We start from the raw sequence: 16,524 nt of genomic DNA on the forward strand, positions 1-16,524 counted from the left end.
GGACTGGTCACCGGCGCCACACGACCTGACCACCGGTATCGAGCAGGACGAGGTCGCCGTCGTCACGCAAAACGAGCTTGTCCACCGCGGTGCCTGCCGTACCGGTGGACCACAGAGCGGTGCCGTCGCCGCTGCGCACGACAAGGTTGCCGTCGGCCTGGAATGCAAGGTGCGCCCCGGGATGGCCGCCCGTTGCGGTCTGCCACATCGGCAGGCCGCCCTGGGAGAGCACCAGGTCGCCGTCCTCCTGCATCTCCAAGCGGTAGTTACCGGTGTCGGAGCGCAGGTACTGCCTCTCTGTCAAGATCTCCCCGCGGGGCAACGTATTGGTGCCCGTTTCCGGCGGAACCTGCAGGTTGTACAGCTCGAACATCGACGTGTCGCTCATCGCACCCTGGAACACCGCGACGTCGTCGATCGCGCCGATCCACTGGTCCATTAGCTGGTCGCGCGACAGCGTCCGGCCGACCAGCAGCGGTCCGGATGACGGCATCGGGGTGAATGACACCGGCTTCGCTCCTTCGAGCAGGCCGTTCACGTAGATGCGCAACTGCTTACGGCCGGCGTCGTACACGCCCGCGAGATGCGTCCACACTCCTTCTGTGGCCGCAGACTCCGAGGTGACCCCCGCCGTCGCGGTGTTCGAGACGTCTTCGTCGCTGACTACGAACTCCCACTTGGCAAGTGCGGGGTTGTATCTCAGCCAGCTCGCGCTCTCATGCACCCCGCGCTGTGATACCGCCGTGCGCATCCCACCCAGGTCGTTGAGCAACACCCACGCCGATATCGTGAACGAGTCGTCGGTACGCAGCACCGGCCGGTCCTGCCACTGCGTGAACTCGTTGCCGTCACCGTCAGGCCCGGTGATGCCCGTCTTGACCGCGCTTCGGCCATACTCCCGGGTGGCTTCGGTGTTGCCCTCATCGGGAAAGTAGTGGTCATCGATCCACAGACCCGTGTCGTTGATCGAATGCCCCGCATCCACCGCTGAGCCTCGGGTCAACGCCAGCCATCGCTCCCATGCCGTCACGGTGTCCGGAGCTTCGCAGTTGTCCCGCAGATCAGCGATACGGCACTCGACGGCTCCGTCGAAATTCCACTGCCCCACCTGGATCGGCGTCAAGATGCCGGGCTCGTTGAACCCACCCGACAGCTCGTCAGAGCCCAACTGCCCGATGAAATCCTGGCCCACCAGCACCCGGTTGAATACCTGGACACCCGCGATCGAGCCACTCCACCAATTCTCGGCCGCGCCGAATCCGAACCCGCGTCCCACGACGAACTTGCCCGATGCCGCCCATGGCGAGACGCTGCGATCGGCCTCCGCAACTCGCACGCCATTGACGTACAAGCGAACCCTTTGCTCCGCTGCGTCGTACACCCCAGCCACATGAGTCCACTTGCCGACGTCCGCCGACGTGATCGCCACCGTTGATACCGCCGCCCGTGAGGCACTCGACTGGGCGGACGTGTCCTTCAGGAGGAAAGACCAGTACGGCGTCAAGGGGCTGCCCATCCGGCGCACGCCGAAGTCGAACCCTGCCGCGTCGGTCCCCTCCTGCACGGCGATCTTCGCGTCCGTGGTCGGTACCGCGTTGAGGCGCACCCACGCGGCGACGCTGAACGACCCGGTGGTGGCCACCACGCTCGCTGCGGTGGTCGCGGCCGACGAACTGCCATTGAACGTGGCGGTCTGCCCTCCAACCAAGCGCACATCGCCTGGCCAGGTCACGTTCGATGCGGTCAGCGGGGAATTGGTCGGCGAGGACTGCTTGTCCGCCAGAGCCCCAGCTTGATTGATGCCGGGATAGGTTTCCAACCCCCACGTCGCCACCGGCGGCGCGGTACGCCCAACCATGAACTCGACCGACCCGTTGCCCTCGTTCAGGGTGGCATCGACGGCCTTCACCAGCAGTACGTTGCGACCGAAGCTCGCCGCGGTCACGTCAACCTCGGCGTACTTCGGGTTCGTCCCCTGGGCCGTCACCTCCCTGGTAGCGGCATCCCAGCCGTACTTGAACTTGGTGACGTCCGTGTCGGTCGATTCGAACCGGACCCTGCCCTTCATACCCGGCCCGGCCGGCACCGTCACCATGCTCGCCGACACCCGCGGAACCGACGTATCCGCCCTGAACTGGCACCACGCCGACCACGAGCCGGTCAGGGAATAGGGCGCCTTGTCGGTAGCCCTGGCACGGAATGCATACGTTGGCCCGTTCACGATCGACACCGCAGCGCTGCTGGCCCGGGTATTCGGTGCAACCCCGGCCTTATTCGGTGGCGGGGTTCTACGCGTCGGCGAGGTGTCGGTCACCGCGCCCATGCCACCGGTCGGGACCTGAATCCACTCGAACGCACCCGTCAACGAGTCAGCCTTGTCGGCGTCGGTGAACACCGCCGAGAACGTCGGGCTCAGCGTGCCGATCGTCAGCACACCCGAGGCCGGACACGCCACACCCGCAACCTGTAGTCCGTTAGGAGCCCCCGGCTTTGTGTCGTAGTCCACGACAAACTTCGCGCCGTTGGGGTGGAACTTCTTCCACCGGTCCTGCGTCGACTCCCCCGACCCATCCGACGCGCGCGCCGTGAAACCCACCGTGAACGTGTTCCAGTTCTCGGTCGCGGCGGACTGCACCTGGCTGGTCACCACCGAGCCCGAGAAGTTCATGATCATGTCCGGTTGGATAGAGGTGCATCCACCGGCTTCGTTCGCGTGGCCAGTCGCGGTGTCCAGGAGCTTCTTCAAGGCCATGGTCGACCAGCTGGCCTTCATCGTGGCGTTGATGGCCGGCGTGGAATACATCGACGTGACCGTGTTCCCGCACGACCACGAGTGGTCAAGGTTCATCTGCACATAAGCGGACTCGATGTGCTTCCCCTTCAGCGACACCCCGTTGGCCGTCGTCGGGAACTCGAAGAACGATCGGTAGACAGCGCCGGTGTCGGGATTCAGCCCAACCCGAGCGGTCGCGTAGTCAGTGTTGGACGAGCCGTCATTGGTTGCATAGGCCCACTTGGTCTTGTACACAGACCACGCCGGGTCGACGAACAGCGGAAACATCGCGTCCGGCGCGTCCAACAACTTTGCGTCCGGCCGCAACAGCAGGTCCTTGCCCGCGATCTCCACGTCGACCGGCGCAACCCGGGCGGCATCGCCGGCGGCGACCGGCGTGGAAGGCAACCCGGGTTCGGCGGCCCGCAGGCTCGCCGAACCGGCCGTGGCTACCTGGGTACGGGAGTCCCACATCACCGCCGACTCCGACTCCGCGATGACCGACCTACCCGCCACCGCCCGCAGCCGCCCGCTTGAGGCGGAGCGCACCTGCACCTCGCCGCCCAACCCGAACCGGATCAGACGCACCGACGGGTTCGCTGCTGCCGCCGCCGTCTTGATGACCAGGACGTGGGTAAACCCGGTTCGCGTGGCCCGCACGACCAGGTCGACGTCAGGCAGCACGCTCGGATACGTCGCCGAATCCCCCGACACCGTGGGCGCCGGCAGAGGCCTGCCCGGCCACGTCATCGTCATCTTCTTACCGTGACGAGTGAGCGTCACGAGCGGGCCGGAACCGCCGCCGGAAAACACCACATCGGCCACAGAGACCGCTGGCCGCAGCAGACCGTCGGCTCCGCGAGAGAGCGTCAAGTCCACGTCGGCCCACCGACCCGCCTTGCGCGTGCGCTGCGGTACCACCGACGCCTCAAACCGAAAGCGGCCATCCGGCTGCGCCACGACCTGGGCGAACTCCGTACGCGAAGCCTCGGCTACCATGGGCTTTCCACAGGAGACAGCCAACGCGGCGGCTTCACGGTCCGAGCTGGCGGTGTCCGCACACTCAGCGGCCGCCGCGGCAGGCATTGACCCAGGTAGCACAACGAGACCTGCGGCCATGACCGTCGCTACCCACCCGGCCAACCCGCAACGCCACCGACCGCCCACGCCACACGCCCAATCTTGATCAGCAGTGGCAGAGACAATAAGCAGCGATCTTCACGCTCACCGCCCCCTTTACGGTCTACACCAGCGCACGGGCGGCAGAGCAACCGCAATAAATCGCTAGATGTCGATATCCTAATGCGCGCAACGTGCCTTAACTACCAACCGTGATCTAGATATAAGCGGTCTCCGTCTATGACGTGATCCACGTCACAGCCAGACATGTTGCATGTGGCGAATTACGCATACCTGCTGGAATGCCTTATCGAGGAGAAACTTAAACCGAAACGGAAGTAAAAAATATTGGCGAAACTACCCGGATGCACCCAATCCGATTTGGGCGCCGAGGCCCTCAATCGCTCATTGCGAACGCGAGTTCCGGCTGTCGGTCTTGAATGCCACACGGGAAGCACGGTCTCGGCTTGCTGCGAACGCGCCTCGAACGCAACCCTGCCGCTGCCCGCGATCTGCGTCACTGCGGCGGTGCGCCGCTCCCCGGAAACCGGAGGGCGGCGCACGATCTGCTCGTCCGCGTCAGCTCTTGGTGGGGATCAGCTGCCCCACCAGGCCGTGCGTCTCGTCCTCCGGTCCCGCGCTGAACCACAGCGTGCCTTCGCCGCCCGTGGTCTCAGTGCCGGGCAGCAGCGCCCAGAGACCGTCGATAATGATCTCCTGGTCCTTCTCGTCCCGCAGTTGCCCCTCGAACTCGTCGCCCTCGAAGACGCCGATCCGGCCGTCGCCGAAGTTCCCGACCAGTAGGTCGCCGGTGAACTCGCCGAAGCCCTCCGGCGCGATGGCCAGGCCCCAGGGCGCATTGAGCGTGCCCTCGCTGGCGATCCGCTTCACCTTTGTGCCGAAGTCGGTGAACAGGTCGACGAAGCCGAGCCCGGCGCCGGGAACGTCATCTTTGGCCGCCGCGTCCTGCTTGGCGTAGGTGACGTAGACCTTCTCGTCGACCGCCAACACGTTGAACGGCGCGAACCCTTGGGGCACGTCCGCGTCCTGGAAGGCGCCCGCCGGCAGTGACACCCGCTTGAAGTCCTCGTCGAACACGTCGATGCGGGCGTTGTGGAAGTCGGTTGCGAGCAGGAAGTTCCCGAAATCGGTCTTCAGGAGCGTCGCTCCCTTGTAGATTGCGCCGTCCCCGTGCGCGACCTCGACCGCCGAGCCCCTCGCCTGCGGGTTCCACGCGAAGACCTTGCCCGCTTCGCCGACGAAGATGAACCGGGCCGGTTGGTTCTCGCCCGCGCCGGGCACCTCGAAGTCGTCAGTGTTGTTGAAAACGGCACCTGTCGGCGCACCATCGGGGATGGCGACGGAAATCGCCTCCTTCCTGACCGGCTTTCCACCGACCCCGCCGCTGTAGACCGTGGAGGTGTCCCTGCCGTTGTTCGCGACCCAGAGGGGGGTGTCCGGCCCGAGTGCCAGGCCCCAGGAGTTGACCGCGATCGGGTCGACGACGGACGGCTGGCGGCTGGCCTGGTCGGAGACCTGGTTGATCTGGGTGAAGCGGGGTGTGCGGTCGTCGTCGCTGTCGACCATGTCGTCGGCGTAGCCCGGGGCCGCGCCGCCGAGCAGCGCCAGCGCCACCGCGGTGCAGAGCGTCGTACGGAAATTGAGACGTCGAATCACAAGGTTCCCCCCTTGCGTGTGATGGACACCCGGTCTATCGGGGTGGACGGCCGTTTGGTTATGGCTGGTCCGGATTTATCCCGCATTTCTTGCGGCGTGTTGCCGTGACGTATTGCCATAAATGATGTAAGGGCATCGAGCCGGGCCGGGACGCGCCGAGCGTGTTTTATCGACCCGGCTCAAGGGAACAGCGCCTGAGTCCTCGCGGTGCGATGGATGGGGCGCTGCGGCCGACCAGTTCGGCGATTGCCGCGAGGCCCTGCCCAGGTGTAGGCGGACACGCTCGTCGCGGCGTGCTCACCCATCCCGGAGCGCGTCGTGGACTGCCGCGCTCTCGGGCGAGCGGACCGCCGGCGGCCTGCCCCGTACTGCGTCCCATGCCGCCTTGCCACTGGCGAAGTAGTCGCGGACCGCCTTCTGGGCGAGCAGCGTCGCGGCGCAGCCTGCGCATCGGGCGGCCACTCCGTCGACGTCGAGGCCGAGGTGCCGGCACAGCGTCACCGCCCGCGACAGGTGGTAGGACTGCGTCACGACCAGAGCGCGGACGACCCCGTACACCTCACGCGCCCGGGCACAGCTGTCGTAGGTGTCCAGTCCGAACGAATCGGCCACGACACGCCGCGGATCGACACCGAGCCCGGCCAGGTACGAGGTCATCACCGCCGGCTCGTCGCCGGACGCGCCGCCGCCGTCCCCCGACACGAGGATCACCCGGGCCCGCCCGCTGTGCACCAGAGCGGCGGCGGTCTGCAGGCGACCGGCGAGCCGCGTCCCCGGTTGGCGGCGGTCCGCCGCCACCTCGGTACCCAGGACGATGACGACGTCCGCGGCCGGCGCGCCGACCTCGTCGTACAGGTGGCCGTGCGCGGAGATCGTCGTCCACAGCCAGGGGGCACTGACGAGAAGCAGCGCGACGACGGCCGCGGCGGCCAAACGCGCCACGCGTCGACGGCGCCGGTTCGCCGGGCGCACCCGATCGGTCACCGGCCCCATGCGCACTGTTCGAGCGGAACGTCGACACCCACCCCGTTCGTCCTTCCTGCCGGCCGGCAAATGTCGCCCATCGTAGTAACGGCAGCAAGGCCCGTTGCGCCGCGCAGCAGCGGTAGCCGGTCTTGATCAGCAGCCTTGACAGGCTGTGTGGTAATTGATCTGACCTGGCGATCACCCGCACGCTCACCGAAGCCCGCCTGCTGTAGTGAAGGACCGAGATGGCACCGACCCGTAGGAAATCCGTCTCCGTGACCCTCGGCGTGACCTCGCTGCTCGCGGTCGCTCTGACGGCCGCGTGTTCCCCGCAGCGTGTTGACGAGTCGAGCGACGACGGCGGGGCCGAGTACGGAGCGGTGTGCGCTGACCCGCAGACGCAGGAGCGGCTGGACGACGACGATTGTGACGACGACCCAAGTCACCAGTCACGTGGTAGCTGGTACTTCATCCCGGTTGGACGGCCTTACCCGGCCAAGGGCCAGAAGATCTCCGGCGGGTCGTTCACCCAGCCGTTCGGCGGCTCCACCGTCAAGTACGGTGGCGCGTCCGCGACCGGCGGCACCGCGACATCCGGCGGCAGAGCAACGACGGGCGGTGGGGCGGAGAGCGGGTCGGTGTCGCGCGGCGGGTTCGGCGGCAAGACTGGCGGGAGCGGCTCGTGATGCGTCGCCACCCGTCGACCCCGCGGTCCGACTGGCGGAAGACCGTCGAATCCCAGGGGCTGGTCTTTCCGGTCACCGTGCGCGAGGACGGCACCGAGACGCCGTATTGGCACGAATCGGCCTACTACGAGTTGACGATGCCGCAGGTCGAAGAGCTCGAAGAGGTGACCGAGGCTCTGCACCGCATGGCTATCGAGGCGGCCCGGTTCCTCGCCACCGGGGCGATGGGCAACCTGGGCCTGCCGGCCCTCGCCCTGGACCTGGCGCGCGAGTCATTGGCGAAGAACCCGCCGTCACTGTACGGCCGGTTCGACCTGCGCTATGACGGCACCGGTCCGGCGAAGATGCTGGAATACAACGCCGACACCCCGACAGGGCTGGTCGAGTCCGCCGTCGCGCAGTACTTCTGGGCCGGGGACCTCTTCCCCGAGCGTGACCAGTGGAACAGCCTGCACGACCGTCTTGTGATGGCCTGGCGTAAGCAGTCACCGACGTTCCGGTCGAACATCGTCCACTTCGCCCACAGCGTCGCTGACGAGTCCGGTGAGGAGTGGATGACCGTCGCGTACCTGCGCGACACCGCCGACCAGGCCGGGCTGCAGACCGTCGGGCTGACGATGGAGGACATCGGCTACGACAAGGCGACCGGACGCTTCGTCGACCTCGCCGAGGCTCCGATCGACACGTGCTTCAAGCTGTACCCCTGGGAGGACATGCTCAGTGAGGAGTTCGGCGTCCATGTGATGACCGACCCGGATACCGTCGCCTGGATCGAACCGGTATGGAAGGTCCTGCTGAGCAACAAGGCGCTGCTCGCGGCCATGTGGCACCTCTATCCCGACCACCCGAACCTGCTTCCTGCGTACCTGGACAATCCTGGTCAACTCACCGAATGGGTGGCCAAGCCGTTGCATGGCCGCGAAGGCGACAACATCAGGATCCACGCCGACGGTGTCAACGTCACGCAGCCGGGCGGGTACGGCGCTGAGGGCTGGTGCTACCAGCAGTGGTGCCCGCTGCCGGACTTCGACGGCAACAAGGCTGTGCTCGGCTCGTGGGTGGTGGACGGCAAAGCGGCGGGCGTCGGCATCCGGGAATCGGACTCCTGGGTCACCGACTACTACGCACGCTTCGTTCCGCACATCATCGACGCGCCGCGACCAGTCGGCTCAACGATCCAACGGTGGCTGGACGAATGAGTACCGCACGCTTCGTGCCCTACACATCTCGGCTCATTGTCGATCACGACGAGTTCACGCACGCCGAGCAGGTCCGGCTGGAGAACAAGATGGAGCAGGTCCTGGCGGGCCAGGCCCGCATTCTCGCCGCTCTCGGCATCGACCCGCCCGACGCCGGACCGAACACCACCGGCGTTATGCCCCCACGGGGCAACACCGACATCTGACTCTCTGCCCCCAAGCTTCCCTTTACGAAAGGCCCCACCGCCATGCTCGCCAGCCTCGGGTACGCATTTGCCTACACCGCCGTCGGCATCGCCCTGCTCACCGGTGGTTTCTTCGCCCTCGACCTGCTCACCCCGGGCCGGCTCGGCAAGCACATCTACGACAACCGCAGCATCAACGCGGGGATTGTTCTCGCTTCCGGGTTCCTCGGCCTCGGCGCGATCACGTTCACCGCGATCTGGACCAATGCCACCAACGGCTTCGGAAGCGCCCTGGGCTGGACCGTCACTTTCGGCGTGTTCGGCATCGTCCTGCAGGCGGTCGCATTCGTCATCCTCGACCTGATCACCCCCGGCAAGCTGGGTGAGATCGTCGTGCAGGTGCCGTTCCACCCGGCCAGCCTCGTCACCGCGGCATCACAGGTCGCCGTCTCCGCGATCATCGTCGCCTCGATTACCCCCTGACCGGCGCAAGCACCTGAGCGCTGCGTCGGACCCTCCCGTCACGAAGGCTCCGCGGCTGCTGGCCCATGGATGGGCCGGCTCAACACCGCCCCTGCACGGTCACGACCGCATCCCCCACATCCGCGAATGCTGCTGGCCCGTATCCTCCGGGTCATGGCCCATGATCCACCCAGCTCGCGCCCGCCGATCGGACGCATGCCGCGCACGCTGATTGCGGCGCTGCTCATGCTCGGGGTAACGGTGCCGTCCTTCATCATCCGCGAGCTGATCGAGGCCAAGATGGGTAGCGGCCCCTTGGCCTACTTCGGCTGGATGGCGGTTCCGGTAGCGGTGACGGCCTGGCTCGCGCCGCGTGCGTCCTACCGCCGGCGCGACGCGCTGTGGTGGTTCGTGGGCCCTGGCGTCTACATCTTCGCGGTGATCGCCTGGCGGCTGGCCTTCCTGCCGTACCGCGATTGGGCGCCTCGACCCGACGAGGCGCCTCGCGCGCGCTGGCTTCGGGACCCCCAACACGCCGGAATGTGGTACCTGCCTCGGGCAGCGAAGTAGGCGGGGTCGATCAACCGGTTGAAGGCGGAGCTCTGAAGCACGATCGCGGTTCGCCGTGCCGGTCATCGGCCGGCTCGACGCCACCCGCCGGCGGGCTGGAGCTGGAAGAGGCAGGCGGCCTGGCCCGTTCCGTCTAGTTTGGCCGCTTCGAGGGACAGATATTCGCTGGCTGTCCCTGCGATCATCTTCTTGTGTTGTTGACGATCTCCACCACGCACTCCCCGGCTACTGACCTAGGCTTCCTGCTGGTCAAGCACCCTGATCGACCGCAGTCTGTCGAGACGACCGGCGGGACGGCGTACGTCTGGTATCCGGAGGCCACTCCTGCGCGGTGCACGGTCGCGCTTCTGCTGGATGTCGACCCGGTGGAGTTGGCGCGACCGTCGAAGGGACAGAGATCGCCCGATAACTTCTCGCTCGGGCGCTACGTCAACGACCGGCCGTACGCGGCATCGAGCCTGCTCACCGTGGCTTTGGGCAAGGTGTTCCGCTCCGCGCTGAAGGGGGCGAGCAGGGATCGGCCCGAGCTGGTCGATGTCGCCCTACCGTTGGAGATCGAGGTATCGGCCCTGCCATGCCGGGGCGGAGTCAAAGTCGTTGAGCAGCTGTTCGCTCCGCTGGGCTGGGCGGTGACGGCGACACCGGTCCCGCTGGACCCGGCGTTCCCCGACTGGGGTGACTCCCGGTACGTGCAGTTGAGGCTTACCGGCCGCCGGAAGCTCGCCGAGGCACTGAACCATCTGTACGTGCTGCTGCCCGTCCTTGACGACGCCAAGCATTACTGGGTTTCCGAGGACGAGGTGGACAAGCTGCTCCGCGCCGGCGAAGGGTGGCTTGCCGGGCATCCCGTGAAGGAGCTGATCACGCGGCGTTACCTGGCCAACCGCCGGTCTCTGGCTCTGAGCGCCCTGGAGCGGCTACAAGCGGCCTCGGACGAGCTCGAGACCACGGACGAGCCGGAAGAGGTCGACGAGAGCGAGCGCAAGAAGCCGCTGGTCAAGTTGCCCACGGAAGCGGTGCTGGCCGCGCTCGCCGAGTCCGGCGCGGCCAGGGTGCTCGATCTGGGCTGCGGCCCGGGCACGCTGTTGTTGGAGTTGATGGCCGACCGGCGCTACATCGAGATAGTCGGCGCGGACGTGTCCAGCGCGAGTCTGCGGATCGCCGAGCGGCGGTTGAAGCTCGACCGGCTTCCGGAGCGACAGCGGGGCCGGATCAAGCTGGTCCAGTCGGCGCTCACCTACCACGACGACCGGCTCAAGGGCTACGACGCCGCCGTCCTGATGGAGGTCATCGAACACCTCGACGAGGTGCGTCTGCCCGCTCTGGAACGGGCCGTGTTCGGGCACGCGAACCCGGCGACGGTGATCGTGACGACCCCGAACGTCGAGTACAACGTCCGCTACGAGGGACTGGCCCACGAGCACCTGCGCCACGACGACCACCGGTTCGAGTGGACCCGCGCGCAGTTCGCGGCGTGGGCGGCCCGGGTCGCCGAGGCGTACGGCTACGACGCGCACATCCGGCCGGTCGGCGACGTCGATCCAGAGGTCGGCTCCCCTACCCAGCTCGCGTTTTTCCGGAAGGCCGCCTGAGTGAACCTCGACATTCCTGAACTCTCCCTCATCGCACTGGTGGGCATCTCCGGGTCCGGCAAGTCGACATTCGCCCGCCGGTACTTCAAGCCGACCGAAGTGCTGTCCTCGGATGCATTCCGGGCCATGGTCGCTGACGACGAGAATGACCAGTCCGCCTCCAAGGACGCTTTCGAGGCGCTACACCACGTCGCCGGCATCCGCCTGCGCGCCGGCCGGCGGGTGGTGGTGGATGCCACCAATGTCCAGCAACATGCCCGCGCCGAGCTGGTGAAGCTCGCCCGTGAGCACGACGTACTCCCTGTCGCCATCGTTCTCGACACCCCGGAACCGATTGCATGGGAACGCACGCAGGCCAGGCAGGACCGCACCTTCGGCCGGCAGGTACTGCGCAGTCAGCAGCAGAACCTCCGCCGTTCCCTGCGCAATCTGGGACGCGAGGGGTTCCGGAAGGTGCACGTCGTCACCGATCCCGGCGACGTCACCATCACGTACGAGAGGGCCTGGAACGACAAGCGCGAGATCACCGGGCCGTTCGACATCATCGGCGACGTGCACGGCTGCCGCTCCGAACTGGAGACGCTGCTGACCAAGCTCGGGTGGGCGATCGAGCGTGACGAGGCGGGGCGTCCGGTCAACGCCACCCATCCCGAGGGGCGGCTGGCCGTCTTCGTCGGTGACCTCGTCGATCGTGGCCCGGACTCCCCCGGTGTGCTGCGCCTGGTGATGGGCATGACCGCGGCGGGCACGGCGCTGTGCGTGCCCGGCAACCACGAGCAGAAGCTGCTACGCAAGCTGCGCGGCCGCAAGGTCAGCGTGACCCACGGCCTCGCGGAGACCCTCTCCCAACTGGAAGCGGAGACCCCTGAGTTCATCGAATCCGCCGCGACGTGGATCGACGGCCTGGTCAGCCACCTGCGGTTGGACGGAGGCCGGCTGGTGGTGGCGCACGCCGGGCTCAAGGAGGAGTTCCACGGCCGCGCGTCCGGGCGGGTGCGGGCGTTCTGCCTGTACGGGGAAACCACCGGCGAAACCGACGAGTACGGGCTACCGGTGCGCTACCCGTGGGCCAACGACTACCGCGGCTCGGCGATGGTCGTCTACGGCCACGTCCCCACCCCGAAGCCGGAGTGGGTCAACAACACGATCTGCCTGGACACCGGCTGCGTGTTCGGCGGCCATCTGACGGCGCTGCGATACCCGGAGAAGGATCTGGTCTCGGTGCCGGCCGAGAGGATGCACTACGAGCCGGTCAAGCCGCTGGTCCCCGCCACTCCGGCGCGTGACGACGCGACTCTCAACCTGGCCGACGTGACCGGCCGGCGCCATATCCGCACCGACTATGGCGCCTTGACCGTCGACGCTGAGAACGCCGCCGCCGCGCTGGAAGTGATGAGCCGGTTCGCTGTCGACCCGCGCTACCTGCTGTGGCTGCCGCCAACCATGTCCCCGCCCTCCACCTCCACTCTCGAGGGATACCTGGAGTACCCGACCGAGGCGTTCGCCGACTACCGGGCTGTCGGCGTGGAGCGGGTCGTGTGCGAGGAGAAGCACATGGGCTCGCGGGCCGTCGTACTCGTGTGTCGGGACGCGGCGAGTGCGGCCGGACGATTCGGCGTCGACGACGGCTCGTCCGGTACGGTCTACACCCGCACCGGACGGCCGTTCTTCACCGATGCTGAGCTGACCGAGGCGCTGCTTGCCCGCGTTCGCGCCGCAGCGGATCCGCTCTTCGACGAACTGGCCACCGATTGGCTGCTGCTCGATTGCGAGCTGCTGCCCTGGTCGGCGAAGGCCGGTGCCCTGATCAAGGGCCAGTACGCGGCCGTCGGCGCGGCGGCGCGCGCCGCGTTGCCCACGGCGCTGAGCGCGCTCGACGCGGGAATCGGTCGGGGGCTCGACCTCTCCGAGCTTCGGGCCCGGACGGCGGCACGCGCGGCCAACGCCGGCGCGTTCACCGAGGCGTACCGACGCTACTGCTGGCCCATCGACGGCCTGGACGGCATTCAGCTCGCCCCTTTCATGATCCTGGCCTCCGAAGGTGCCTCCCACACGGCCCGCGACCACGGCTGGCACCTCGCGCTCTGCGACCGCCTCGTCGCCGCCGACCCCGACCTGCTGCGGCGCACCGACCGACGGATCGTCGACTTGGGCGACGAGACCGCGATCAAGGAAGCCACGGAATGGTGGCTGGAACTGACCGGCGCCGGCGGCGAGGGAATGGTCATCAAGCCCTACAACGGGCTGCAGCACCGTGCGAAGGGGAAGCCGGTTCAGCCTGGCATCAAATGCCGGGGGCGGGAGTACCTGCGCATCATCTACGGCCCCGACTACACCGAACCGCGTCACCTCGAACGCCTCCGTGACCGGGGCCTGCAACGCAAGCGCGGCCTCGCCCTGCGCGAGCACGGCCTGGGCCTGGCGGCGCTGGACGCGGTGGCTGCCGGCGAGCCGCTGTGGCGGGTGCATGAGCTGGTGTTCGCCGTGCTGGCACTGGAGTCCGAACCCACCGACCCGAGACTGTGATGGGCAGAGCATCCCGCAGGTCATCGACCATCCGATTCCGTGACCGGCCGCGCACGTATTCGCGACTGAGTCCCTGGTCCACCGACGCTGACCGCCGGTACTGGAGATGGAACTGACGCGACACGCGGGTCAGTCAGTGCGGGTTCGGGTGCGGGAGGCGGGGCGGGCGCGCACGTGGAGCCGCTCGCCCTGCGGGCCGAACAGGCCGAGCACCTCGGCTGCCTCATCCCCGGGGTTGCCGAGCCAGTGCGGCGTGCGGGTGTCGAACTCGGCGACCTCGCCGGGGCCGAGGACGAGGTCGTGCTCGCCGAGCAGCAGCCGCAGCCGTCCGGAGAGCACGTAGACCCAGTCGTAGCCCTCGTGCACCTGCAGCTCGGGCTCGCCGGACGGCGTGTGCGGCGGGTAGAACATCTTGAACGCCTGGATGCCGCCGGGGCGGCGCGACAGCGGCAGCACCGTGATCCCGTGCCGGGTGATCGGCCGCGGGTGGATGCGCGGGTCCCCGGTGGGCGGGGCGCCGACCAGCTCGTCGAGCGGTACCCCGTGCACGCGGGCCAGCGGCAGCAGCAGCTCCAGCGTGGCGCGCCGCTCGCCGGATTCCAGACGAGAGAGCGTGCTCACCGAGATACCGGTGGCCTCGGAGAGCTGCCCGAGCGTCATCCCGCGGCCGGAGCGCAGTGCGCGCAGTCGGGGACCCACGGCGGTCAGCACGGCGTCGGTCTGCGCGTCGTCCATGTGCCCAGTTTGCCGAACCGGCAAGGATGCTTGCCAGTCGCTGGGCGGGCGGTCACCGTGGTGGCATGCAGAACGACAAAGTCTTCTCACCCCGGTCCGAGTCCGCGGTCTGCGCGGCGATCAACGCCGACCTGGTCGCCGAGGACACCCGGCGCGCGGTCGTCGCGCGGCGTGCGGGGGTGGCGGCGTGACCGTCTTCGACCGGCAGTGGTGGGAGGAGCGCTACCGCTCGGCGCCCGCGCTCTGGAGCGGCCGGGCCAACGCGCAGCTGGTCGCCGAGGTCGCGGAGCTGCCGCCGGGCCGGGCGCTGGACGCCGGCTGCGGCGAGGGTGGGGACGCGTTCTGGCTGGCCGAGCGCGACTGGGACGTGGTCGCGGTGGACATCTCGACCGTGGCGCTGGACCGCGCGGCGGCGGAGGCGGAGCGCCGCGGGCTGTCCGGGCGCATCCGGTTCGAGCAGGCCGATCTGACCGCGTGGACGCCGACCGGCCGCTATGACCTGGTCACCGCCGCCTTCCTGCACCCGCCGAGCGCGGTCCGGGGCCCGCTGTACGCCCGGCTCGCCGGTGCCGTCGCCCCGGGCGGGACCCTGCTGCTGGTCCAGCACGACCCGAGCGACGCGGCCGTGGTGCCCCGCCCGGACCTGCCCGACCTGTACGCGACCGCGGAGGAACTGGCCGCCGACCTCGACCCGGAGCAGTGGGACATCATCACCACGGCGGCCCGCCCGCGGACGGTCCACCACCCGGAGCACGGCGGCGAGGTCACGGTCCACGACGCCGTCCTGGTCGCCCGCCGCCACTGACCTCTCCCGGACGCCGACACTCGGCACCGAGCACTCGGCGTCCGGGGGGGCCGGGTGGGCTGATCTGCCCGGCCGCATCTGCGGATCCGGAGGTCCTGCGCTGCGCCGGGACGAGTTGGGTGGCGGTGTTGTGTCGTCGGTGGACGTGCCGAACCTGGCAAGCGTGCCCAGTGGCCCGTCGTCAGCGGCGCCACGGCAACCAGGATCGCTTCCCCGGAGAGCCGTCCGCCGTGACGACACCAGGCAGCGAGGCGACCAGGAACACGGTCCCCGCGATGACACTGCCGGCGCGCGGCACCTCCCCGGTCGCATCGGCCGGCAGGCACACGTCGACCTCGAACCCGGCGGTGCGCACCCGCGCGGCGACGAACTCCCGCCCGGTGACGGCGACCGTCTTACGCTGCGCGCGCAGCACCCTGCCGTTGAGCCGCGCGTACGCCCGGGCCTGCTCGGGCTCACCGAACACTCCGTAGGAGATAAACGACTCCGCGGCCATCCGCGGTGGCCACGGCCAGCCCTGCTCCACCACATGCGGCGGCGCCTCACCGGGCTCGTCGCCGTCGCCGAGCAGGCTCGCGTCCGACGCGGCGAACGCGTCGTCATCCGCCCACACGGTGACGTCGACGCCGAGCGCGACCACGCAGGCCGGCCCGCCCACCGTGCCGGTCGCCGGCAACAGCCGCCGCTGCTCCAACTCGGCCGCCAGCATGGTGACCTGCTGACCATCCTCGTCGAGGACGTCGGCGACGACGACGTCCTCGTTGACGGCACGGACATTGGCCAGGCGAGCGCCGGGCTCGCCCGCGTACGACGGCAGCAGGTCGGTCACCTCATTGCCCCGCACTCCCAGGATCAGCCGGGCGCCGCTGGGATCCTGCCAACGCAGCACCGACACGCCTCCGGCCTGGCCCAGGCGCTCGGCGCCGCGTAGCGCGATGCTCACCAGGCGGTCCATCCCGGCGTGGTCGTCCACGCCGAGCCCAATACAGTCCAGGTTCGATGTCACGCCGGTGACCGTAGCCGTCCCGGCGGTGAGCCGTCTTTCCATATTTGATCTCCGCTCCCGCTGACGGAGATCGGCTGACAAGCGACTGGTCGCCGTCGGGCCCGCGCGGCGATCGCCGATGCTCTCCCTCTTCGGGCCGCCACGCCGCAGGCCACACGTGTCCTAAGTGCTCGCAGCCGGGTGTCGGGCCCGGCTGAAGAAAGGTACTGGCCGCATCGTCCGT

The 16,524-nt window shown here is 68.4% G+C and carries 14 protein-coding genes; 9 read left to right on the forward strand and 5 right to left on the reverse strand.

Annotated elements, in window-relative coordinates:
• Positions 1 to 7: 7 nt before the first annotated feature.
• The 3 genes from BLW47_RS07050 to BLW47_RS07060 form a co-directional block, all read right to left on the reverse strand.
• Entirely contained in the window at positions 8 to 3,892 is a 3,885-nt protein-coding gene (locus tag BLW47_RS07050) for a LamG-like jellyroll fold domain-containing protein (RefSeq protein WP_091553121.1), read from the reverse strand.
• 579 nt (positions 3,893 to 4,471) lie between these two features.
• On the reverse strand, positions 4,472 to 5,569 hold the full coding sequence (locus BLW47_RS07055) for a TIGR03118 family protein (RefSeq protein WP_139307182.1): 1,098 nt from the start codon (positions 5,567 to 5,569) through the stop codon (positions 4,472 to 4,474).
• Positions 5,570 to 5,866: 297 nt separating this feature from the next.
• Positions 5,867 to 6,511, reverse strand: a complete 645-nt coding sequence (locus BLW47_RS07060) for a SanA/YdcF family protein (RefSeq protein WP_245736490.1) — start codon at positions 6,509 to 6,511, stop codon at positions 5,867 to 5,869.
• 311 nt (positions 6,512 to 6,822) lie between these two features.
• Here BLW47_RS07060 and BLW47_RS07065 point away from each other — a divergent pair, with 311 nt between their 5' ends.
• The 7 genes from BLW47_RS07065 to BLW47_RS07095 all read left to right on the forward strand — a co-directional run bounded on the left by BLW47_RS07065 (position 6,823) and on the right by BLW47_RS07095 (position 13,755).
• Complete coding sequence (locus tag BLW47_RS07065; protein ID WP_175543537.1) at positions 6,823 to 7,221, forward strand: hypothetical protein; 399 nt, start codon at positions 6,823 to 6,825, stop codon at positions 7,219 to 7,221.
• Positions 7,221 to 8,420 carry a glutathionylspermidine synthase family protein gene (locus tag BLW47_RS07070; RefSeq protein WP_091553135.1) on the forward strand — a complete coding sequence of 400 codons (1,200 nt, stop codon included), beginning with the start codon at positions 7,221 to 7,223 and terminating at the stop codon, positions 8,418 to 8,420. Before BLW47_RS07065 ends, BLW47_RS07070 begins: the two co-directional genes overlap by 1 nt.
• A 14-nt stretch (positions 8,421 to 8,434) precedes the next feature.
• A complete protein-coding gene (locus BLW47_RS07075) occupies positions 8,435 to 8,626 on the forward strand; it encodes a hypothetical protein (protein ID WP_139307183.1) in 192 nt (63 codons plus the stop codon).
• Between the two features lie 42 nt (positions 8,627 to 8,668).
• Positions 8,669 to 9,088: a DUF350 domain-containing protein gene (locus BLW47_RS07080; protein WP_091553142.1), complete on the forward strand. Its 420-nt coding sequence runs from the start codon at positions 8,669 to 8,671 to the stop codon at positions 9,086 to 9,088.
• A 126-nt stretch (positions 9,089 to 9,214) separates the two neighbouring features.
• On the forward strand, positions 9,215 to 9,637 hold the full coding sequence (locus BLW47_RS07085) for a hypothetical protein (RefSeq protein ID WP_091553146.1): 423 nt from the start codon (positions 9,215 to 9,217) through the stop codon (positions 9,635 to 9,637).
• A gap of 191 nt (positions 9,638 to 9,828) precedes the next feature.
• Entirely contained in the window at positions 9,829 to 11,229 is a 1,401-nt protein-coding gene (locus BLW47_RS07090) for a 3' terminal RNA ribose 2'-O-methyltransferase Hen1 (RefSeq protein ID WP_091553149.1), read from the forward strand.
• Positions 11,230 to 13,755, forward strand: coding sequence for a polynucleotide kinase-phosphatase (locus tag BLW47_RS07095; protein WP_091553154.1), 2,526 nt, complete (start codon positions 11,230 to 11,232; stop codon positions 13,753 to 13,755).
• 129 nt (positions 13,756 to 13,884) lie between these two features.
• Here BLW47_RS07095 and BLW47_RS07100 read toward each other — a convergent pair whose 3' ends face one another.
• Positions 13,885 to 14,490: a helix-turn-helix domain-containing protein gene (locus tag BLW47_RS07100; RefSeq protein WP_091553157.1), complete on the reverse strand. Its 606-nt coding sequence runs from the start codon at positions 14,488 to 14,490 to the stop codon at positions 13,885 to 13,887.
• Between the two features lie 65 nt (positions 14,491 to 14,555).
• Between BLW47_RS07100 and BLW47_RS25775 the strand changes: the two genes are divergently transcribed.
• A complete protein-coding gene (locus BLW47_RS25775; protein WP_281247241.1) occupies positions 14,556 to 14,681 on the forward strand; it encodes a hypothetical protein in 126 nt (41 codons plus the stop codon).
• On the forward strand, positions 14,678 to 15,295 hold the full coding sequence (locus BLW47_RS07105; protein ID WP_245736497.1) for an SAM-dependent methyltransferase: 618 nt from the start codon (positions 14,678 to 14,680) through the stop codon (positions 15,293 to 15,295). The genes BLW47_RS25775 and BLW47_RS07105 overlap by 4 nt, the downstream gene beginning before the upstream one ends.
• Positions 15,296 to 15,476: 181 nt before the next feature.
• On the opposite strand, the gene BLW47_RS07110 is transcribed toward BLW47_RS07105, so the two are convergent.
• Entirely contained in the window at positions 15,477 to 16,301 is an 825-nt protein-coding gene (locus BLW47_RS07110) for a hypothetical protein (RefSeq protein ID WP_139307184.1), read from the reverse strand.
• Positions 16,302 to 16,524: the final 223 nt, after the last annotated feature.

The sequence above is a fragment of the Micromonospora pattaloongensis genome (genome assembly GCF_900107255.1).
GTDB lineage: Bacteria > Actinomycetota > Actinomycetes > Mycobacteriales > Micromonosporaceae > Micromonospora_I > Micromonospora_I pattaloongensis.

Coding starts and splice junctions, on each gene's coding strand:
- BLW47_RS07050 (WP_091553121.1), bottom strand. CDS start 3,892: ATGGCCGCAGGTCTCGTTGTGCTACCTGGGTCAATGCCTGCCGCGGCG.
- BLW47_RS07070 (WP_091553135.1), top strand. CDS start 7,221: ATGCGTCGCCACCCGTCGACCCCGCGGTCCGACTGGCGGAAGACCGTC.
- BLW47_RS07080 (WP_091553142.1), top strand. CDS start 8,669: ATGCTCGCCAGCCTCGGGTACGCATTTGCCTACACCGCCGTCGGCATC.
- BLW47_RS07085 (WP_091553146.1), top strand. CDS start 9,215: ATGCTGCTGGCCCGTATCCTCCGGGTCATGGCCCATGATCCACCCAGC.
- BLW47_RS07100 (WP_091553157.1), bottom strand. CDS start 14,490: ATGGACGACGCGCAGACCGACGCCGTGCTGACCGCCGTGGGTCCCCGA.
- BLW47_RS25775 (WP_281247241.1), top strand. CDS start 14,556: ATGCAGAACGACAAAGTCTTCTCACCCCGGTCCGAGTCCGCGGTCTGC.